General features: G+C 33.6%; 16 protein-coding genes. 8 read left to right on the top strand and 8 right to left on the bottom strand.

The window, feature by feature from the left end; all coding sequences use genetic code 11:
* The first annotated feature begins 414 nt into the window (after window positions 1-414).
* The 6 genes from AC4BBR_RS00265 (at window position 415) to AC4BBR_RS00240 (ending at window position 8,068) form a co-directional block, all read left to right on the top strand.
* Complete coding sequence (locus AC4BBR_RS00265) at window positions 415-1,518, top strand: tyrosine-type recombinase/integrase (RefSeq protein WP_490460363.1); 1,104 nt, start codon at window positions 415-417, stop codon at window positions 1,516-1,518.
* A 618-nt stretch (window positions 1,519-2,136) separates the two neighbouring features.
* Complete coding sequence (locus AC4BBR_RS00260; RefSeq protein ID WP_490460615.1) at window positions 2,137-2,964, top strand: hypothetical protein; 828 nt, start codon at window positions 2,137-2,139, stop codon at window positions 2,962-2,964.
* Window positions 2,965-3,021: 57 nt separating this feature from the next.
* Window positions 3,022-3,639: a hypothetical protein gene (locus AC4BBR_RS00255; RefSeq protein WP_490460614.1), complete on the top strand. Its 618-nt coding sequence runs from the start codon at window positions 3,022-3,024 to the stop codon at window positions 3,637-3,639.
* A gap of 79 nt (window positions 3,640-3,718) precedes the next feature.
* A complete protein-coding gene (locus AC4BBR_RS00250) occupies window positions 3,719-4,741 on the top strand; it encodes a WxLIP family cell surface protein (RefSeq protein WP_490460613.1) in 1,023 nt (340 codons plus the stop codon).
* 64 nt (window positions 4,742-4,805) lie between these two features.
* A complete protein-coding gene (locus AC4BBR_RS00245; RefSeq protein WP_490460612.1) occupies window positions 4,806-6,830 on the top strand; it encodes a BspA family leucine-rich repeat surface protein in 2,025 nt (674 codons plus the stop codon).
* Between the two features lie 68 nt (window positions 6,831-6,898).
* Entirely contained in the window at window positions 6,899-8,068 is a 1,170-nt protein-coding gene (locus AC4BBR_RS00240) for an amidohydrolase (RefSeq protein WP_490460611.1), read from the top strand.
* Between the two features lie 921 nt (window positions 8,069-8,989).
* Here the strand turns inward: AC4BBR_RS00240 and mprF are convergent.
* The 5 genes from mprF to AC4BBR_RS00215 all read right to left on the bottom strand — a co-directional run bounded on the left by mprF (window position 8,990) and on the right by AC4BBR_RS00215 (window position 16,887).
* On the bottom strand, window positions 8,990-11,596 hold the full coding sequence (gene mprF / locus AC4BBR_RS00235) for a bifunctional lysylphosphatidylglycerol flippase/synthetase MprF (RefSeq protein ID WP_490462145.1): 2,607 nt from the start codon (window positions 11,594-11,596) through the stop codon (window positions 8,990-8,992).
* Window positions 11,597-11,843: 247 nt separating this feature from the next.
* Entirely contained in the window at window positions 11,844-12,605 is a 762-nt protein-coding gene (locus tag AC4BBR_RS00230; RefSeq protein ID WP_490460610.1) for an ABC transporter permease, read from the bottom strand.
* A 13-nt stretch (window positions 12,606-12,618) separates the two neighbouring features.
* Window positions 12,619-13,485, bottom strand: coding sequence for an ABC transporter ATP-binding protein (locus AC4BBR_RS00225; RefSeq protein ID WP_490460609.1), 867 nt, complete (start codon window positions 13,483-13,485; stop codon window positions 12,619-12,621).
* A gap of 313 nt (window positions 13,486-13,798) precedes the next feature.
* Entirely contained in the window at window positions 13,799-15,934 is a 2,136-nt protein-coding gene (locus AC4BBR_RS00220) for a hypothetical protein (protein ID WP_490460608.1), read from the bottom strand.
* 374 nt (window positions 15,935-16,308) lie between these two features.
* Window positions 16,309-16,887, bottom strand: a complete 579-nt coding sequence (locus tag AC4BBR_RS00215) for a TMEM175 family protein (protein ID WP_490460607.1) — start codon at window positions 16,885-16,887, stop codon at window positions 16,309-16,311.
* Between the two features lie 166 nt (window positions 16,888-17,053).
* On the opposite strand from AC4BBR_RS00215, the gene AC4BBR_RS00210 reads away from it, so the two are divergent.
* Window positions 17,054-17,254 (top strand): hypothetical protein, encoded by a 201-nt coding sequence (locus AC4BBR_RS00210; RefSeq protein WP_490460606.1) that lies wholly within the window; start codon window positions 17,054-17,056, stop codon window positions 17,252-17,254.
* 82 nt (window positions 17,255-17,336) lie between these two features.
* On the opposite strand, the gene AC4BBR_RS00205 is transcribed toward AC4BBR_RS00210, so the two are convergent.
* From AC4BBR_RS00205 to AC4BBR_RS00195, 3 genes are all read right to left on the bottom strand, one after another.
* Window positions 17,337-18,425: a DUF5105 domain-containing protein gene (locus AC4BBR_RS00205; RefSeq protein ID WP_490460605.1), complete on the bottom strand. Its 1,089-nt coding sequence runs from the start codon at window positions 18,423-18,425 to the stop codon at window positions 17,337-17,339.
* A 106-nt stretch (window positions 18,426-18,531) separates the two neighbouring features.
* Window positions 18,532-19,329 (bottom strand): HNH endonuclease, encoded by a 798-nt coding sequence (locus AC4BBR_RS00200; RefSeq protein WP_490460604.1) that lies wholly within the window; start codon window positions 19,327-19,329, stop codon window positions 18,532-18,534.
* A gap of 114 nt (window positions 19,330-19,443) precedes the next feature.
* Window positions 19,444-19,845: a hypothetical protein gene (locus tag AC4BBR_RS00195; protein WP_490460603.1), complete on the bottom strand. Its 402-nt coding sequence runs from the start codon at window positions 19,843-19,845 to the stop codon at window positions 19,444-19,446.
* A 345-nt stretch (window positions 19,846-20,190) separates the two neighbouring features.
* On the opposite strand from AC4BBR_RS00195, the gene AC4BBR_RS00190 reads away from it, so the two are divergent.
* Window positions 20,191-21,117, top strand: coding sequence for an LPXTG cell wall anchor domain-containing protein (locus tag AC4BBR_RS00190; protein ID WP_490460602.1), 927 nt, complete (start codon window positions 20,191-20,193; stop codon window positions 21,115-21,117).
* The last annotated feature ends 530 nt before the right edge of the window (window positions 21,118-21,647 follow it).

Here is a 21,647-nt window from a genome sequence, read left to right as displayed (position 1 = left end):
AAATACTAACTCTAATTCAATTAATTACTAACATCCACTGACAAAATACTTATAAAAATTTCACAACCTCAGAACGCTTTTAATGTCTTGGAATTGTGTATTCCACGACATTACGCTTAAAATGGTTTCTGTTTTTTGTTTTAATCAATCCATGTACAATAAACTATCTCTTTGTTTGTAAAGTATATTTATCTTAAAGCTAAATAGCAGTTTGATTTATATGTTATTTTTATAAATATAATCAATACCTTTACAAATAGTGATTATAATGCGTTCAACATGGTTTGTCAACAGATAACTAAACATAATAGTTGTTATTTTAATATATTTATATTATTAAAAAAAGAACATCTATTTTTTAAGCCGTCTTACTAGCCGTCAAATGAGACTACTTATTACAAGGAGGAATTAGCAATGAGTCGTAGAGGAGAAAATATTTATAAGCGAAAAGATGGACGTTGGGAAGGCAGATATAAAAAAGGAAGAAAAGCCAATGGACAAATTTTTTATGGGTATGTTTATGGAAAAACATATACAGAAACACGGCAAAAAGTTTTTCTTCAAAAAATGATTTATCAAACAGAAAAAAAAGAACAGACTATTTTTGCAGGTACAGTGACGGAATGGATTCAATTTTGGCTATCTGAACAACGATTGCAACTTAGAGACTCTACTTTTTCTAGTTATCAACATAAATTACAAAAATATGTGATTCCGTTGTTTGGTGAAAAAACACTAATGAAACTTGAGCGTCAAACCCTTGAGCTGTCTGTTACCCGTTGGTTAAACCAAGGGCTATCTCCAACAACCATCCATGTGATCATACGCGTATTTAAAATGGTTTTAGAATCCGCTGTTCAACAAGGAATACTACAAGAAAATCCCTGTACAGACCTTTCTTTACCTAAAATGGAGAAGAAAATGATCCGTGCACTTACTCGAAACGAGCAAAAAATGCTAGAACAAGCAGCAAGCCAAGATTATTATGGCTTACCTGTATTATTAGCTCTGCATACAGGGCTAAGGATTGGAGAATTGGCTGCATTACGTTGGAGCGATATTGATTTTTCAGAGAAAGTTATCTGCGTAACCCAGACATACCAACGATTACCATTAGCAAATGACCAAAAAAAGACAACTTTATCATTAGGAAAAGTAAAATCAGCCTCTTCTCAAAGAACAATCCCTCTATCTAAACAAGCCACTCAGTGGCTAAAAGATTGGAAAAAACAAACAGATGGCGAATTTTTATTTATGAAAAGCGGTCGGCCAATAGAACCGCGACTGATTACGTATCACTTCCATCGCATTCGAAAGAAAGCAAGACTAGAAAATGTTCATTTCCATCAGTTAAGACACACGTTTGCGACACGCTGTTTAGAAGCTAAGGGAGATATTGCTTCCATAAGTGCGTTGCTAGGTCATTCATCAGCGAAGATGACCTTAGATGTATATACAGACACGCTATTCGATCAACGAAAATTAACCATTCAACAGATGGAAAAAGTAATTAGTTAAAGCAATCAGAATAAAAAAATTACGGACTGATACAAAACTCAAAATGTTTTGTATCAGTCTCTTTTTTTTGTCCCCTATAAATTGAATTTTAAACAATCTTCCTTGGGCTATAAGTGACTCAAAATAGCCAATCGATTTACATTTTTAGTCCGTCAACCCACCGTCAGATAAGGAATTGAAACCCTTTCATGTCGATCCGACTATCGCATTGTCGTGGAATACACAATTCCAAGATATTATTTAACCTATCTATGATAGTAATTCTTATTCTATACATCAATTATACATCAAATATAGAATTTAAGTAGAAAAAGGCTTTTTTAATGAAAATATACTTAATTAACAAACAAAATAGGGCGACAACTTTTAGTGATCACGTACATGTAACTATCATCATTGGCAATAAAGTAAATGCATCAAAGGATTAAATTTTCATAAAAGGCCTTTATTTTGTCTGCTCACGTTTAAAAACAAAATTTCTAAACTGAGTCGTTAATACCTTTATATTTATTTACACCCAAGATACTTGCCCACTATCGACTACGATTTATTATTCAACGATTCAAACAACTAATTTATTACTTATACCCATAGTACAAGTAAAGAACGGAGAACAAAATGACTATACGATTCAATATAAAACAAAGGATACTTCTTTTGTTTCTTTTCGCAAGCATTTTATGCATATCTACACCTGCACTAGCAGAAGAAGTGGTTCACGACAGACAAGATCAAACCATTCAGTTTTCCATCCCTGAAAAAACGAACGAGCGTCAAAAAGGAACACTTCCCCGAACAAACGAACATCGGGGTATACTTTTAGTATTAATAGGCCTGATGGTCATTTCATTTTTATACTGTATAAACAAACGAAAAAAAAACTGGTGGGGATTAGTTTTTCTCTCTCTTATCCCATTTAGCGTAACTGGGGAAGCACAAACCTTACCCGCTCAACAAAATGAAAGTCCTATAACTATCGAAATAACACCCAAAACTCTCTCTATTAGCGAGGTTAGCTCCCCTAAATTCGATACTTATTCTATTGATGGAAATAAACAAAAGTTGATTTCTACTACTGACTTATCGATCAAAATAAAAGATCTTCGAATTGAAAATAGAAATTCATTCAAAGTATATTACTCTATTGATTTTTTTAAGAACGAGGCTGACGACATTCTGCCAGGTGTTCGTTTCCACGTTGGAGAAGGAACATTACATACATCAACTGGGGAATTAACTAAAAAAGACTATGAATCTTTTCCAGCAATTATTGAAGATAATCAACAACATCTATTGTTTTCTCAAAAAAACAAATTATATTCTGAAGAATATATATATACTATCCCTAAACATAAACTATTCATTGAATTACCAGAAAATGCTCCACAAGGGAATTACTCTGCTCGACAATCCATTTATTTATCTGCTGTTTCTGAAGCAACTTAAACTGTTATTAAATTTTTATTTAATATAAAATCATATCTATTTTGGAGGAATTTAAACATGCAATCAACAAAATTAGTAGGAGTTGTTTTACTTAGCTCAATAATTCTAGGAGGATCAACTATAAAAGCGTTCGCAGATGATGAACTTGCTGGTCAAAAGAAAGAAACTCCAGTGAATGTTACTATTGAAGAAGGAACGACAGGTCCTGAACCAACCGATCCAGAAGTGGTGGATCCAAATGATGAACACCAAAAATTCTTGACATTGAATAAAGTACCTACAAGCTATGACTTCAAATCATCACTTCAAAACCAAGAATATACAATAACATCTACGCTAACGGACCAATCAATTAACGTTTTTAATAGTCATTCGAAACGTGATTGGTATGTTAAAGCCCTAGTAAAAAATAACGTAATCCATACTAACAACGGTGCTGATTTAGATGTTACATCATTTAAAGTGAATGATGTTGAATTAGTCGGATCTGGTGCTTCTGGGATTGTAGCACAAGCTGTTGCAGACAAGAAACCAGTCAATAATACAGGAACCATCAAAACAACTGTTGACTCAGCAAGTATAAAATTTACTGACAAGGATTCAAGCCTAGTTGCCGGTGATAAATTAACAGGTGCCATTTCATATCAATTATATAATGTAGTAATACCAAAGTAATCCATTCAAAAAAGAAATAAAGTTTATAAAACTTATCCATAGTTTTTGTAAACTTTATTTCACTATAAAGGAGATATTTATGAAATGTCCGTCTGTTTCTTTCGCTGTTAAAATGATTATTTTAGCATTATGTGTACTCCCTTTTAATACAGTACAAGCTGAAGAAAGTGGAGAAGTAGGCTTTGATGTAAAAGCAATCCTACCTGATAATCAAATGGATAAGGGACAAACTTTTTTTGATTTACGCATGAAACCAGATCAAACACAAACGATTTCTGTTTTGATCAACAACACTTCTGCACAAGAATGTACGTATGAAGTAGAAGTTAATCAAGCATATACAAATAACCAAGGCTTTATTGACTACACATCAAAAATGCCAGAGAATCAAGCAACGATTCCATATAAAATAAACGATATTGCTAGCTATGACAACGAGATTACAATAGCTGGGAATGCATCTGAAATTATAAAAATTACATTAGAAATGCCCAAAAATTCCTTTGATGGTCAAATATTATCGAGTATTCTGATCACTAAAAAAGAGCCCGAACAGGAAAAAGAACAAATCAGTAACGTTGTCAGTTACGTTTTAGGCTTGAAATTAACTGAGACAGACACTATTGTCCCAAGGGAAGTGAGTTTACTATCCGTAACACCAAATGTTGCTTTTGGAAAGCCTAGTGTGATAGCTTTATTAGAAAATCCAACAATGGATGCAATAGGACATATAAAGTACCAAGCTAAAATATTCGATAAAAAAACAAGTACTCTTTTTTATGAAACTACATATGATAGCGATATGGAATTGGCCCCAAATTCAACCTTCCCACTCGCTATTGAAATGCATGATCAAAAAATAGAGGCTGGAAATTACTGGTTAGACTTAGAAGCAAGCGATGCCAAAGGAAATACTTGGTCGTTTAAAGAAGATTTCAATGTTAGTAAAAAGAAAGCCAAAGAAATCAATACTTTAACGATCGATAAAGTGAATAAAAAAACGAACAATTTTGCACTTCTGACTATTTTATTGCTCATTGCACTTAGTCTGTTTCTCATTCCTAAAATAATAAAAAAAGCTAGAAATCTGAAACATGAATAGCGCTAAAAAATGAACGCTATTATTTGATCAAAGAAATACTTTAAGTAATTTGGGGGAATGAACTATGAAAACGAGAACAAAAATTAATATTTTAGTTGTTTCTATCCTGTTAATTAGCAACTTTAGTATTCCCATACAAACAGTTGCAGAAAATACTTTAGAAAAAACCAATACAAAAGAATCTGAAATCAATCAAGAGCCTCCAGAAATACCATCTTCTGATTCTGAGACACCCGTCTCAGAATCAGAAGAAAGTACAGAGCCGTCTGAGACGAATAACCAAACCTTAGACTCAGAAGAAAGTACAGTACCTTCTGAGCCTGTTATACCCGATTCAGAATCAGAAGATAGTTCTATAGAACCTAACATTGAGTCCACAAAAAAATGGGGAGACGTTAACTGGTCGTTTGATGAGTCTACTGGTATTTTGACCTTCCTTGATGGCGAATCTTTAGGAGAAAGCGTAACATCTCCTTGGAATAGAGAGGATTATTTAAAAATTCCAAGTAATAAAATAGAAAAAATTATTTTTACCTCTGATGTGAAAGCACCTCATCTATCAAAGTATTTATTTTCTAGCCAATACAGTGAGAACAATTATTTGACTAACTTAAAACAAATAGACGATTTTTCTAATTTAAATATGCCTGAAGAAACGGCTATACCTAATATGTTTCTGGGGTGTACTAGTTTAGAAAGTATAGATTTGAGCAACTTTAATTCTCACAATAAGATTGTTGATAATATGTTCGATAAATGTATTGCATTAAATACAATCATTTTAGGTCAAAAATCCATTTTTAATATGGATCCTAAACTACCAGATATTCCAACAAATGAAAAATATACAGGCTCTTGGATAAAACAAGATGAGCCAAGCATTAATATGGGAAGCTCTTCAAACTTCATTCAAACATATGATGGGAGTGCGCCAGGAACTTACGTTTGGGAAGAAAAGTTACCACGTTGGGGAGATGTTGACTGGTCGTTTGATAATCAAACAGGTACATTGACATTTTTAGAAGGTAAAGTATTAGGCGACTATAATACTTCTCCATGGAACACTAAGGAATATAGCCGTATTCCAGCAGACCAAATTAAAAAAATTCGTTTTACTTCTAACGTAGATGCACCCGTTAACTCAGAATATTTATTTTCTGACAAGTATACAACTGGTCTTTTAACTGAATTAGTTGAGATAGAAGGATTGGAAAAAGTAAGTATGTCTAAGGTGACAAGTATGCGAAATATGTTTGACACTTGTAGTAGTTTGACACGTCTAGATCTGAATCATTTTAACACCTCAAATGTAACAAATCTGACGATGATGTTCCATAACTGTTTTAGTTTAACGACATTAGACTTGAGTACTTTTAATACGTCTAAAGTAATAGACTCTTCTTATATTTTCATGAACTGTAATAAATTAGATAATCTGAAATTAGGACCAAATTCTGTATTCTCAAATGGAGATACTGCACTACCTGCAATTCCTAAAGATAGTAGCAGATTCTCAGGAAATTGGATTTACAGCAATTTAAATAATGAAACAGTCGGTACTTCCGATCAATTTCTGTCTAATTATGATGGATCAAGACCTGGGACGTATAAATGGGAACTAACGGTTGATAACTTGAACCCAAATGATCCCTGGCAACAGTCGTTATCTCTTAATGAAGTCCCTGCAGCATATAATTTCAAGGCAAAAATTCAACAAGAAAAATATTCTTTAAATGTACAACCAGACGAGCAAAATAAAATATCAGTCTACAATTCAAGGTTAGATCGATCATGGTATGTTCGAGCGAGTGTTAAAAACAATGAATTATCTTTGGCACGTAATCCTTCCAAAAAATATGCCGTTACTTCATTCACGATTAACAACAATGAATTAGTTGGTGTTGGAAAAGATGGTAAGATTGTAATTTCAGATCCAGATAAGACATTGGAAAATAATGTGGGCGATTTAACGGAAAATATAGAGGATGTTTCTCTTTCTTTTGAGGACAAAGAAAATTTATTGAAAGTAAACGATGCGCTAAATGGCGTTGTTCAATATCAATTGTATAACATAGCTGAAGCAGAATAGTATTCATAAAAGGGGTTACATTTCGCATAAGAGCGATTCTAGAATATAATTGTAAGGAGAAATGCACATTGACAAACATTCAAGAACAAATGCCAGAAGCGGACATGGTCAAATGGAGAAGACATTTGCATCGTCATCCTGAACTGTCTTTTCATGAAGTTGAAACAGCTAAATATATAAAAAAAGTTTTAGCCAATTTTCCTAATTTAGAAGTTAGCTCATTGACAGAGAATAGTGTAATTGCCATTCTAAAAGGAAATAAACCCGGAAAAACGATTGCTTTACGAGCAGATATTGATGCGTTGCCAATTACGGAACAAGCTGATGTGGATTTTATTTCTGAACACCCTGGAGTGATGCATGCGTGCGGACATGATACACATACGGCAATGCTTTTAGGCGCTGCGAAACTGCTGTCCACGATGCAAGACAGCATTGCTGGAACTGTTAAATTTATTTTCCAGCCAGCAGAAGAAGAACCACCCGGTGGTGCAAAATTATTAATTGAAGCAGGCGTAATGGATGATGTAGATATGATTTTCGGTCTGCATATTGCGCCAACAATTCCTGTTGGCATGATTGGCATTAGAAAAGGTGCTGCTAGTTCCGCTTCTGATTCATTTACGTTAAAGATCCAAGGCAAAGGAGCGCATGGATCCACACCAAATCTTTCTATTGATCCAATTTTGATTGGTGTAGAAATTATCAATAATTTAAATAACGTTGTAGCCAGAAATATCTGTCCCTTCTCCAATGCAGTAATCTCTATTGGAGAATTCACTGCGGGCAAGAAAGCCAACATCATTCCTGATACCTCACAAATCAAAGGAACTGTTAGAACAAACGATCCGGAAGTTCGGGTGTTTATAAAAAAACGAATTGAGGACATCGTTGATGGTATTTGTAAAATGTACGACGCAAGCTATGAATTGGATTATTTGCTGGGCTATAGCCCAGTGTTAAATGATAGCAACGCAACTGATCTAGTATTAAAAGCTGCTAAAAAAATCATTGGAAAAGAAAACATATTTGAAGCACCTAAAATGATGTGTGCTGAAGATTTCTCTGCTTATACTGATGTCAAACCTGGAGCATTCTTTCTCCTAGGTGGCGGAACTGAAGAACAAGGTTGCGGCTTTATGAATCATCATCCAAAATTTAAGATTATGGAAGAATCTTTCCCTATCGGTGCTGGTATGCATGCACAGATTATTTTAGATATATTAGGATGCGAATAGTAAAATTAGTTGACTTGCTACTCAGCTGCGTAATACTTCTATAGCAAATTAACAAACGACTAGCTTATGTGGGAGCTGCCCATAAATACAAACATGAGGGATGATTAAATGCTTAATCAAATTGAATTTATACTTGTTACTTTTATATTTTTACTTTGTATTTCAATTTCACTTTATACAATATGGGATATAACGAAAGATATAAAACACTTAAAAAAAATTGCTGAAAAAAATGGTTGTAACATAAAACCTCGCTCAATAAAAAAAGAAAAACAACCATTAGCTAGTCATAACCTCACTGAAAAAAAGAATGGGTCGCACGATTCAATACTTATACTGAGCAAAAACTATAAATAAAAATTAGAACAAGAGATTCTGCCCCCCTCTATTAATTGGGTTTTAGCGTATGAAACAACATTCTGTTTAACCAAAAACGTTATATACTTTTTGATGTTAGTGGAGAAAATCCAAAGCCTAAAGAAATTCTAAGATTAATTCTAAAGGATATCAGGGTGTCTTTTCTATTATTTCGCATTAAAAAAAGATGCCAGTGATTTCTCACCAACATCAGAAAGTATAGAGTCCAAATTCTAAGTGCTAAAGCACTTAGAATTTGATGGCTTCGGAACGAAACATAGTAGTTGTTTTTGCACCACCGTTTGTTCGGTTTTAGAGTGTAAGGCAAAAGTGCTTTTTACTTTCATCCCACACTCCTCATCCTCATTGATTTAATGAGCACTATAATTTAAAAGACTGATAAGCTAGTTTCAGAAAATACATAGCGTTTTTTGATCTAAACTATCCTAGCTCATGACGAAAGCCTTAACTTCTAAAACCAAGTAAATACCTTTTCTATGCCAGCTCGTAGCTCGCTTAATTTCATGCACTGAGGCATTCAAAATTTGTTCTGTTTCTTCTCTTCTATTTTTGACCTTGCGTCCCACTCGTCCTAAGCTCAATCATCGCCTCTTCTACTAAAGAGTTTGCTTTCCCCTTATCACGCTCAACCAATAACGCCAACTGGATAAAAGCAAATAACACGTTGCTTTGTTTAAAATAAGCAAAATATCTCGATTCCCAATTTGTTACATACTGTTCTTTTTCTTTCCTTGCATCTTTAAATCCATAAATTTGATCGCCATACTTATAAAAAATATTGATAAAGCGCTCATTTAAAAACGAATATTTTGTTTCACCAACATTAGATAACGGCGCTGTTCCTAAATAAATAGACTCGTAACCACGTTTTTGATAGACAGCAATAAAATGAGTCAGTAAAAAATCCGTAACATGCTCTGGCGCTTGTCCAGAATAACGTAATAAATCATAGGACATTTTCTGATTTTTAATAATTGGTTTAGCTGTAATAAAACCAATCACTTCCTGCCGAACATTTCGCAAAATCCCTACATCACTCAACCTAAGATATTCTTTGTCAAAATATCCCCCAACAAAATTTCGTTCTCGCTGAGACCCTGACCACTCTTCGGATATACGTGCCAATTCTTGCAACAGTTCATCTGAAATAGGCTCATGATACATCGTAAACTTGTAGCCCAAATTACTTAAATGCTGAAGTTTCATGTTATTTGTGTCTAAAGAAATCGATGCTGATTCAATACAAGCAAAATCAACGATTCCTTCTTCCCCAGCTTTCATAAAATTAAATCCCAAATCATGCAAAACCATTGCGTAAACTTCACTGATTCGATAAAAGGCGGCTTGATACCCTAGCAGATCGGCACTATCCATAAAAGCTAATGTAGCCTGTGCCCACTTTTCTTTATTGCCAAGTGGATCAGCTAAAATAAAACATTTATTTGCCTTGATCTGATAAGCAAACAAGATTTGATCTTCATTATTTTCCTGATAATAATAATAAGAGTAATTTTTCAAATATAACAGATGACTGCCCTCAGTCCCGCCGTATTTGTCGATCAACGCTGTTAACCGCTCTTCTTGATAAGAGACACCTAAATTTTTTGACGTATCTGCTAAGTATTGATACAGCGTAATCAAGCTGATCATTGAAATTCCTAAACCAATCAAACCAGAAAACCAGACATCATCTGAAGGAAAAAGTAAAAACGTATGAGGTAACGGTCCTGTTTTATCTGGATGAGAACTGTAATATCCAGCAACAGCGTAAATAATAAATAAGAAACTAAACAAAACCCCGTCGACTGCAAGCGCACCCCAAGAATAAACAAATTTTTCCCGGTAAAACTCTTTTCTTGCTAAAAAGACAGCGGAAAGAATAACTAGATAAACTAAAATCAACTGCCATGAAGCTGTTCTAGAAATTGTATTAGCGATCCCGAAAATTAATAACCCAATCGTTGGCCAGTATGCTTTTTTTACTTTCATAGAAATCCCTCTGGCCAGCCCTAGCAACAAAAATCCGATTAACATATTAAATGTTTGATCTAAGAAATCAAAAGAAAACGGTAATAAAATTTTAAACAGACGACTAACGTTCGATAAGTTCGTGATGGTTGAAAGTAAAACCATCATAATTCCAGCAAAATAAAGTGCTGCAACTAAAATAAAGTGCGCCACTTTTTGCGAGAAAAGCTGTGGTAAATTGTCAAAAAATCGATTGATTTTGATTCCTGTTTGATGAATAAATAAAATAATTCCAGTAATAAAAGGCAACACATAATAAAACAATCGATAATAAATCAACCAAACTACAGCTGTAGATTGCCCAACGCCTAACTGAGATAAACCTAAAATCATCAAGACGTCAAAAGTTCCCATTCCTCCTGGAACCATTGTCAGCATCCCAATCAGGGTTGCTATCACAAACATTGGATACACCGAAAGTAGCGATACATCGACTCTCATCAATGCTCCTACACTTAAAAAGACAAGCAACGCGCCTACCCACTGCCCAAATGAAGCACCTAATAAAAGAAAAACACCTTTCGGAAAAAAATCCTTAAACAACGTATATTTTTTTAGGTGAGTAAATAGCAATAAAATTGGCGCAATCAAACTTCCTGCAAGCAGCCAGACCCAATACTCTCGAAATAAACTATCTGGTCGAATAAAAAAGACATCAACAAACGCAATACACGATAAAATAGACAACCCAGAAATCATAAACAACGCTACTTTAGAAACCGTAGCAACCACTTTTTTACGCGGCGCGTCTTTGCCATAAAAATTAGCTCTCAAGGTTGCACCCACCACACCGCCAAAACCAGCAAGATTATTAATTGTATTTGTGACCCAGGCAGAAACAAACCACTCCCAGCGACTCATTTTTGACTCGCCTTGTTCTTCAAGCACTTTTACCACAACTACATCATATAAAAGCATCGGCAGTACACCTAGCAAACCAGCAAAAATCATTCCGATTATACGAAAGCGACTCTGCTGTCCCATCGTATGAAAAACATCTTGCCAAGTCATCCCCTGAACAATATGCGTCACTTGGTTGGCTACGAAGATTAACACAGAGCCAAGAAATATTAGTTTTAATAATAAACTGTGTTCTTTCATCCAATGGAATAGTTTATTCATTCTATTTTTCACCTTCTCACCACCTTTGTACTTGTTAAACAGTTTTTCTTCTATATGTTAGCTTATAACTAGTCATTTTTCCAGTGTCGCTCTTGAAATCACTATTTTTCAAAAAAGTTAGTTGTTAAGCTTTATTATCCCAGCTTAACAACTACACCAATTATGACTATATAGCGAACTTGCCTTTCTAAGAAAAAGCGAGAGAGATAAAGCTAGAATTAGATCACCTGCTTTATCTCTCAATTTTTTATAAATTTTGTCTTTCTAATGTTCTTAATGAAATATAGCCAAAAATAACAATCGAAACAATCGTCAAGAATAACTGAAACGTATAACTTCCAGTTGAACTAAAGTCAAATGAATAAGCTAATGTTTGTAAAATTCCAGTTATCAAACTACTCAGAATATTGAAACCAATGAACAGTAAAAACGAAAGATTTTTACCTTTCATGATGATACAAGACGCTGCAATCACCATCAACATATTCAAGTAACCAAACAAACTAGAAAAAATAAATTTTCCAAAGCTCAAATCTGTATAATAAAATGCTGAATTAAACCCATCAGCAAAACTGTCCCACGCATCTAATTGAATTAATTTTATCAAAATCAATAGCATAGGAATCAATGCGATCATCAGCATCAAAGCAATCGTACAAATAAAAATTGCACCTATTTTTGCAAAAAATAATTTTCGTCTATTCACACCTGAAGCAACCATCATTGCCATAACATTATTTTTATAATCCATAGAAATCATGTGGAATGGATAAACATAAGCAAAAATAATATTTCCAAATAAGACAACTACACCCACAAATGCTAAGGTTACTATCATTGATGCTGCAGCGTTTGATTCATAATATGAATCTGTAAAATTCGATGCTAAACTTATTGAAAGCAATGTCAAGACAATATTCAACACACTAATAACTCCAGCGGTAATTAAAAAGCTTTTATCTCGTAAAAATTTAAATAATTCCATTTTAAAAATCAGTTTTCCAGTCATTTTTTTGCCCCTCCTAATTCAATTTCTCTTCTAAAATTTTCACTTTAGATAGCTCAGAAATATCAATTGCTTCCTCTGTTAAACGTTGTTTCACAAATACCCAGCGTTCATCAGAGATGTCCAATTTGACGCCGTCTTCAGCTTCTATCTGATAGTAATAATTAGCCTCATCCAAAATTTCGGTCAGACGGGCATTATTTGTCGTGTCAATTCGGCGAATCTGTTTATTCTTTTCTGCATTGATATCGATTGTTTCAGAGATGCGACCACGATCAATCACATATACAATATCACATAGCGCTTCTAAGTCGTTTTGGACATGACTGGAAATCACCAATGTTAATCCTTGTTCTGTCAATTGTTTCAAGTAATTTTTAAACCATTTAACGGTGTCGATATCTAACCCACGAAACGGTTCGTCTAAAATCAAAACCTCTGGTGTATGCATCAAAGCAATCAATAAGATCAATTTTTTCTGCATTCCATAAGAATACGTTTTTACTTTTTGATCCAACACAGCAAATAAATCCAACTCTCTAGCTAAATCTTTCGCTTTGTCTTCATCAAACGTTCCACGCAATCCAGAAAAATACTGGATATTGAACCAGCCAGAACGATTCGAATAAACAGACATGCCGTCTAGAACAATTCCTACATTCAGCAACACTTCATTGTGTAGTTTCACAGATGTCTCATTGATTAAAATTTCTCCTTGGTAATTAGCGATGATATTCGTCATACATTTAAATAACGTTGTTTTACCCGCACCGTTATGACCAACCAAACCATACGATGTGCCTTTTTCAAAATCCAAAGTACGAATGTTTAAAACTTCAGCACGACCATAGCGCATAACTAAATCCCTTACTTTAATTTCCATTGTAAACTCCTTTAATTTTTAATGTGAAAAAAGATGAACAATAATAGTTTATCATGTTTTTTATTATATATGGAAATAGTTTTAAAATAAAAGATGCTTTGACAGAGAATAACTTTTTCAAAATGCTAATAGATATGGTATTAGTTAAAAAATAACCAGTTTCCGTACAGCCTTTCCATTTTGCAGATTATTATAGCGAAGCATAACCTTCCTCCACGTTAATCCCCCGATTCCTTCTCTAAATCAAACCTAAGTCACAAAAAAATAAAAAACTAAGATCAACCCAAAAACAGTCGATCTCAGTTCCTATGCCTTACCCATTCTGTCTGGCAAGATACGTCTCAAGATATTCACTCAACAGTTTATATCCTTCCATCTTTTGTTCTACTTCTTTCGGGCAATAAATCCACTTACCCATAACTTTTCGTTTCTTGGATAGTACTTCTACTTCATCTAAAAATTCATCCAAATCCTCAACGAGCTGTTGACTACTTAATTCATTGCCTAGCAAAATATCTTTCTTTTCTCGTTCATATACAGAAGCCCACAAATACGGCAATACTTCGATTTTGCGAATATTCGCATAAAAATCATCTTTTGGCATCATCCCTTTATGCCCTATTCCTCGTCCTTGTTGGAAAAATGAATGGATATCCCACTCTAATTTTTTCAAACGACGTAAAGACGGACCTTGTGACTCTTCTGATTCATAGCCATTTTGATTATATCTTTCATCAAATGCCCAAGAATTTCTGGTTTCAGCTGTTTGAGGATGCTTTTCTGAAACTCGATCAAGCATTTCTTCGATCGCTAAAGTAACAGTTGGTCTCTCTCCATCTACTTCTGCCACTGGTCTAGCTGGTCTGTTTGCTTGTAGAAATGTCTCTTTTGTTGGGAAATTTCTATTCGCTTGTACAGCAGTCTTTTGTTGTGATGTTTCTGGACTCGTCGGTGGTGCTGGTGGTCCCATCATTGTATTATTTGATCTGGTTACAGGAGCTTGCTGAACAATTGCTACTGGTTCTTGGCTTACTATCGGATCAACGTTTGTTGTTTGACGCATTTTTTGTTCTAATTCAGCAATTTTCTGGTGCGCTTTAATCAATTGAACGTCCACTTTACCCACAGTTTGTGTTAATTTTTTGATTTCTGTTGCATTTGATTTTAATTGTTCTTGATCTTTTTGATGCTGTTCAGCGAATCTTGTTGCTGAATCGCTTTTTGTCAGTTTTACTGTTGGTACTTTTTTCTTTTTACTTTTGATTGTTGTAAGTTCGGTTTCAACGGTTTGTAATTTCATTGTCAATTGATCGATCACTTGGTTTAATTTAACAGTTTCTGACGCTGTTTCTTGTAATTGTCCATGATCTTTTTCTATTCTTGCCAATGCTTCAGCATCTGGTTTTGCTTCAACGGTTGATTCCACCGCATTCAATTTATCATTAACTTGCTTTAACTGTTGTGCAATGGTTGTGACTTCTTCACTGGTTGTTGCCAATTTTTCTGCCAGCTTATCTTGCTCATTAATTGCTTTTTTTGCATTAGAGAAGGTTAATTTCGGTTTTTTCACTTGTTTATTTTTTTCGATTGTTTTATTCAGTTCCATAACTTTTTGATCTGAGTGCACCATTTTTTGCGCTAGTGTTTCAATTCTCTGCAGTGCTTCATCTAAACGAGATTCCAACGACGGTCCTGCTTCTTCACCTGACCCATATGTGATTTTAAATTTCGGCGGTGTCTTTGATTTTGGTATATTTGTTAATTTGTTATTTACATGTGTTTTAAATGTTGAAAATTCTTCTGCTAACTGGGTAATTTTTTTAGTTGCTATTTTTAATTGCTTAGCGTTTTCAGATTCCAACGCCTCTTTAGCAGCAACTTTACTTTGTATTACTTTAACTACTGGCGGCGTTCTCTTGTCTTTGACTGATTGAATTTCTTTGTAAATATCATTTAAGTTGTCACTAAATTGATTCATCATTTCTGTTAAAAGTAAAACTTCACTATTCGTTTCCTGCAGTCCTTTTACCATTTCAAGCGGAACTTCTTTGGAGAAACTAGACATGTGCTCTAATGGTAATTCTGGAACTGTTAAACTGCTGATCCAAGTACGCAAATCGCTGATTTGCAACTTGCTTAACGGATGCGCTAAAGCCAAAAGTAAGGTGATATAAACTGCTTTTTGCGTCACACGCACATAAACATTTTTCGCGACACAGTCTTCAAATTCATGATTGAATTCTTCCGGAAGAACTGCTAAAAGTGTTTCAAATTGTTCTGGCTGTTCATAATCTTCTGTTACTTCGAATTTCCTGATAAGGTAAACAGAATATTGACTCAGCACATCATCTGAATAGAGTTCTTCTCCTAATCGATTTGCTTCAATTTCTTTTCTTAAAAACACTTTTTTATTTACTGGTTTATTTTTTGTAAGATTCAACTTTTCCATATGTACTAACGGCCCCTTTTTTTCTTGTACCTTACCTTTTATTTAAAATCACTCTTTTTATAGTCAAAATAACTTTTTGTAGTACCAGTTTGTTTGAATTAAAGCAGTAAAAATAGCTCTGTACTATTTACACTCTAATTCCCTGTACATTCTGTTTACAATTCTTTGTTTATTACTCTCGTTTTTAACCAATCATCTTTAATTTTACACTAAAAATAGCTCTAGATGTTTTCAAAAAATGTCTAAATATTGAAAAAAAATGAGAATAACTATGAAAAACATTGTTTTATTAGGATTTTCTAATTTTTTTATCTGTTTTTTCATCAAAAAAGATGTGATAGTACCAAAAATCAGCCGTATCTCACTTTGTATACTTACTCTTTATATTGCTTTTCAATTCGTCTATCGGGGATGATCCACATAATCAAAATACCAATATTTAAAATCAACACAAAATAGGGATGAATCAGCCAACCTAAGAACAAGCCTAAGATATTCAAGAATATTGTTACATAAGACTTATTATAGCGCTGAAAAAATTCACTTAATTTAGAATTGCTCCCATTTACTCGTATCAACTCTTTAGTCAGAACTAGGTATGAAATGTTTGCTAAAAGAGTCATGATGCCATAAGTTATCTGCGGTACTAAACTATTGATAAAATCCCCGACCCAAGCAGTAACAAATGGAACCAAGGTTAAAGTAAAAATAAAAAAGTTATTCGCCCAAAGAACACGACCATCTATTTTCTGGACCAATTGAAACATATGATGATGATTGTTCCAATAAATTGCCAGCATTACAAAACTAACTACATAAATAAATAATTTCCGCTCAATTCCGACTAAACCAGCTAAAGTATCTGTTTTCGGTTGGTGCAATTCTAACACTAGGATAGTCATCACTATCGCAATAACAGCATCCGTAAAAGCTTCTAGCCTTGATTTTGACATTTTCTTCATCTCCTTATTTTCATTTTACGTTCTTTTTAGACAAACACAATCATAATGACCCGCCTTAGGATGGAGAGAAAATCAGCCTAAAGGTGGATTCCTTAAGTAAGAATTCTTGCTATACTTTATTCATAGAGAACAAGAGAAAAAATGGAGGTTTTATAAAATGAGACAACAATCAATGGTAATGAATATATTAATGGCAATCGGATTATTCTTCGCAGGTAGTATTATTTTGAGTATTGTGCTTGGACTTTTAGGTGGTTTATTATGGTTTGCGGTTAAAATCATGATTCCTGTGGCTATCGCAGTATGGCTAGTTCGTAAGATTTCAGGTCCATCAAATAATCGTCGTAGATATTACTAAGCATAGTCGTCAATTTAGCATTTTTTGCTTCTTCATAAAAAAAAACGATTCAGTCTCTAGGTGAGCTGAATCGTTTTTTATTTTATTTATACATGTTTCCGCGGAAAGCTTGTTCAAGGCTCTCAAAATAATTAAGAGAATTTTTTGTTTGAATTTCCCATTTATCATCTTTTTTCTTCATTACTACTTTATAATCATCATAATCATCAATACTTACTGGTTTTGAATTTTTGAAGATTTCAGGCAACTTGTCTAACACTGCCTTTTGTGCGGCTTTACTTTTCTCATCAAACTCTTGATCTTCGTGAGCGTCGTAATATTCCTTATTTGCCGCTTCCATGTCATCGCTCATTTCTTTAAATGACAACCCCTCTAGCTTCAATGTTATTTCCGCTACATCAGGAAAATACGATGCAATCTCATACTCAACAGTGGCAACTTTTGCATTATCTTCTCTAAAAACTTTAGCCAGCGCTAAACCTTCTTCATCCGTCACTTTATAGTTATAAAATTGTTTTTTGAGTGCTTTATTGAAATTTTCATCAAAGTTTTTAACTGCTTCATCACGATCATTAGCTACTAGTTTATTGTACTCTTTATTTTCAGTCGCTAAAAAAACTTCATCCACAAAAGCTGTTGCGGCTTTAATTGCTTCTTCACTATGATCCTTGTATTCAGATGCAGCTACATCAAGAATGATTGGTTCTGGTTCTTTTTCTCCATCGTAAATTCTTGGTTCAAAATGTAGTTTGTATTTTTCTTTTTTCTCTACCGGAAAAACAATGTAACCTGTTTTACTTTTCTTACCAGAAATTTTTTCATAAGCAAGAAGCGGTGTTTTACTATCATCTAGATAAAGGTCCAATGCTTCGATTTTACTATCCTCTTCATCATAAAGCATAATATCCTTCGCACTCATATCCAAACTTTTATCTGTTTGATTTTTGATGGTTACTTTTAAAGCAAGAAAGCCTTCCCCATCTTCTGCTTCCTCTTTCTTTGGCACAACGTATTCCCCTTCATCGATCGAAATAGATGCAATTTTCGATTGAGATGCTTTTTTTTCTGTTTTATTGTCGTCTCCGCTTTTACTAGAAGACCCCGATCCTCCACATGCTGCTAATGAAATAATTGCAACTGCTGATAAAAGTACTAACCCAAACTTTTTCATTTCTATCTCCCCTTATTTATAGTTGTTAAATACCATTCCTATTTTACTACAACTGGAAGACTGTTTTATCTCAATCTTATTAGGATTTGTGTAATTTTTTGAGAATTTAAATAGATTCATTTATTTTTTCTGTATACATTTTATCTCGATGAAGCAATAATTGTTGCTCTTTGATTTTTTCAATTGCTTGAAAAGCATAGCCTACACCGCTATGGTAATCTTTATGGACTTGTTTCGAAACTGTTAAAAGATTGCTTTCATGATCACTTCCGCCTTCTGATACAAAAACTAGGTGATGGATTTCAACTTGATGGTTACTCGCTGGAATTCTAACACCAAAACGATTCGTAATCGCTAAATCTTCTCCCGTTACTCTGCAATAAAACAGATCTCTGCTAGCAATCCTATAAGGCAAAGTAGAAATTCCTCGTTTGAAAAATGTTGCTTTACCATAATTTCGACTACAACGATCCGAGCAAAAGGATCTTCTTCGCCCTTCTAAAGGTTGATTACACCATTTACATACGTCTAAATCCTTGCGAAAATCAATTGTTTTAAAGCCAATTGTTTCGCCAAAGGCTTTTTCATATTCATAAAGACTCAACCAGCGTCTTTTATAGGTATCTGATTTCTCCTCTAAACGTAGTTGACTGCCTTTAGCTTTGTATATATATTTATCTGGAATTTCCTGCATAGTTTCTTGAATTTCTTTTTTCCGTTCAGCAGAAAATGCCGAAAAACCATTCGCAGCTAATTCCCCCACACCAAATTGTCCGATTGTTTTACATTTAAAACAAATATAAAATTGTATCGACGAGGAAGAGTCTTCTGAAAAAAGCAATTCTACTTTTCTTGAACATTTTGGGCAATAGGCCTTAGGTAGTTTAAAACGATGATAGCTCATGGTGTCATTCCTTTGAATTTTTTTCTATTATAGCGTACTTTTAAAGTGAAAAAATAGAGGATAATCTATCAAAGATCACCCTCGACTTTATATTATTGAATTATAAATCAGTTTTTAGCTTAATTCTTCTGTTTTTCTTACAATTTTTTTGATTTCATGAATAGCTTTCTTTTGTTCTAAATAGCTTTTCACTTTGTTTTCATCGCTATCCATTTTACTTAATGTCGAATTTAATTTATCGATTTCAACATTGATTTGATACACTAATGAATCTTGATCATCGATCCATTTTTCATCATTTTTAACAGCTTTATCCAGTGCTCGCTGTTCTTCTTTTTCAATCTTATTTTCTTTACGGATAATTGATTTCACTTCATGTAATGCTTTTTCTTGTTCAAAAAAATGGTTGATTTTATTATCAGTTTCTTCCATTTTTCCAAGCGTAATGTTCAATTTATCCATTTCTTTCCCAATTTTCTTTACTAATTTTACCTCTTTTTCTGCATAATTCGCCATGTTTGTTTCCTCCTCGTATAATTTTTATCTAAATGAGTAATACCAAACAGCACAAAATAAAATCCAACTAATAAAACTTAATGTTAGTGCTGAAGATAGTTGTTAAAACAAATAGAATCCCCAGAATCAAGGATCCCCAGTCTAAATTTTTTCTGATTGTTTCATTTCTACTATCCCGCTCCTTCTTAATTCTTTCAATACTTTTATGGTACTCCGAAAAATTCGTATAATCAAAAATAAGGATCTAAAAATCAAGTTTTTATAAAAAAATAATAAAATTATTGCATTTATGTTACGGAAGTGTTACATTAGTGTTGCTTAAAAAATATTTAGGAGTGTGTTAAAATGAAAAAATTATTTTTATCTAGCTTGTTGCTTGGTTGTTTGTTGTTTCCTCAAAATTCTTTTGCTGAAGGTTCACAGACCACTCTTTCATCTGAGCAGTCAGTCGCTACATCTGTAGAATCAAGCTTTTCGAGTGATTCTTCTAATTCTAAAGAGAGTGTAACGAAAGAAAGTACTATAAGTTCCACACAGCCAGAGTCAAACACAACTGCCAGCAATCAAATTGAAAAAGACTATAGTTCTTCACCTGGCAAAATTTACAAAAAAGGGGATACTTTAGACCCAAATGATTTTAAAACTTATTTGGAGGAAATGTCTGGTCTTACATTGACTGATTTGAAATTTCCAGCCAAACATTCATATGAAACCGAAACTTTAGATCTGCACAAAGCTCAAATAATTGCTACAGACGCAACTGGTCAAGAGTATTTATTTTCTGTTACCTACCTTGTTAAAAACAATGTTGCTACTTTAAAGATATGGGATGTTCACTTTGATCAAGACACAAAAATTCTTAGTGGTAAAAAATCAGCAAACTCTGATTTATATGTTTATGGTGTCGGTCTTGAAACACAACCACCTATTTTTGTTTCTTCAGATTTTGCATCTGAACACTTTTCTTTCCAATTTACTTCTGAACATTCTGGTCGTTTACTTTCGCTTATCACGTATTCACCAGCTTCTGTAGAATACAGTGAACCATATACAGTAAAACTTCCGCTTTTTGACGGCACGGAGCCTAGTCAAACTGAGAGTACAACTACTTCTGAACCAAGCAGTAACAACAAGGAAACTGCGAAAAACGAAACTGCTCAGAAAAAAACACTACCTTCAACCGGAGAGTATAATTCTACTTTATTAACTATTCTCGGTGTTATAGCTTTAGCTTTGGGTACATGGCTTTTAGTAAAAAAAGTAAAAAAATAAATAATTTCTATTTCAGCCTTTTTTACTTGTAACATTTCAAATTACTTTTTAAAAAGATTGTGACTTGTGAAATTCGGTTTTTAGGAGACAGAGACAAAACCCTTGAGTTTTGTCTCTGTCTCCTTTCTTCTTTCTTCTTGTCATTTTTTTATGGAACAACTCGTTAGGTACCTAAATGTTAATAAGATTATTTCAAAGTTACATCTTAAAAATGATTAAAAAAAGGGAATTATTCAGACAAGAGAAAATCAAGAATACAACGATGGCATTAGTAACTTCAGACTTTTTCATAGTGTTAATAAATAATTCTTTGTACATTATTTACGAGAAAGAACCTATCGCCTCTAAGCACTTAGTACTATCTACAAAAACATTTGTTATATTATTTTTCCCGTTTTCAAGAAAACGAATCTTGAATAATTAAATATTTAATTTATAAAAAAACACCGATAATCAAAAAAATCATTTTACATTTCGTTTTCATCATTATTTATTGATGTTTTTTTGAAGTTAATCATATAATATTATTT

This window comes from Enterococcus sp. AMC1251, from assembly GCF_058216535.1.
Note: the sequence above shows the minus strand (reverse complement) of the source record. Positions and strands in the feature narration are given on the sequence as shown.

Excerpts from the sequence above, each read along its gene's own strand:
- AC4BBR_RS00265 (WP_490460363.1), top strand. The coding sequence starts at position 415 with ATGAGTCGTAGAGGAGAAAATATTTATAAGCGAAAAGATGGACGTTGG.
- AC4BBR_RS00260 (WP_490460615.1), top strand. The coding sequence starts at position 2,137 with ATGACTATACGATTCAATATAAAACAAAGGATACTTCTTTTGTTTCTT.
- AC4BBR_RS00255 (WP_490460614.1), top strand. The coding sequence starts at position 3,022 with ATGCAATCAACAAAATTAGTAGGAGTTGTTTTACTTAGCTCAATAATT.
- AC4BBR_RS00250 (WP_490460613.1), top strand. The coding sequence starts at position 3,719 with ATGAAATGTCCGTCTGTTTCTTTCGCTGTTAAAATGATTATTTTAGCA.
- AC4BBR_RS00245 (WP_490460612.1), top strand. The coding sequence starts at position 4,806 with ATGAAAACGAGAACAAAAATTAATATTTTAGTTGTTTCTATCCTGTTA.
- mprF (WP_490462145.1), bottom strand. The coding sequence starts at position 11,596 with ATGAATAAACTATTCCATTGGATGAAAGAACACAGTTTATTATTAAAA.
- AC4BBR_RS00230 (WP_490460610.1), bottom strand. The coding sequence starts at position 12,605 with ATGACTGGAAAACTGATTTTTAAAATGGAATTATTTAAATTTTTACGA.
- AC4BBR_RS00225 (WP_490460609.1), bottom strand. The coding sequence starts at position 13,485 with ATGGAAATTAAAGTAAGGGATTTAGTTATGCGCTATGGTCGTGCTGAA.
- AC4BBR_RS00220 (WP_490460608.1), bottom strand. The coding sequence starts at position 15,934 with ATGGAAAAGTTGAATCTTACAAAAAATAAACCAGTAAATAAAAAAGTG.
- AC4BBR_RS00215 (WP_490460607.1), bottom strand. The coding sequence starts at position 16,887 with ATGTCAAAATCAAGGCTAGAAGCTTTTACGGATGCTGTTATTGCGATA.
- AC4BBR_RS00210 (WP_490460606.1), top strand. The coding sequence starts at position 17,054 with ATGAGACAACAATCAATGGTAATGAATATATTAATGGCAATCGGATTA.
- AC4BBR_RS00205 (WP_490460605.1), bottom strand. The coding sequence starts at position 18,425 with ATGAAAAAGTTTGGGTTAGTACTTTTATCAGCAGTTGCAATTATTTCA.
- AC4BBR_RS00200 (WP_490460604.1), bottom strand. The coding sequence starts at position 19,329 with ATGAGCTATCATCGTTTTAAACTACCTAAGGCCTATTGCCCAAAATGT.
- AC4BBR_RS00195 (WP_490460603.1), bottom strand. The coding sequence starts at position 19,845 with ATGGCGAATTATGCAGAAAAAGAGGTAAAATTAGTAAAGAAAATTGGG.
- AC4BBR_RS00190 (WP_490460602.1), top strand. The coding sequence starts at position 20,191 with ATGAAAAAATTATTTTTATCTAGCTTGTTGCTTGGTTGTTTGTTGTTT.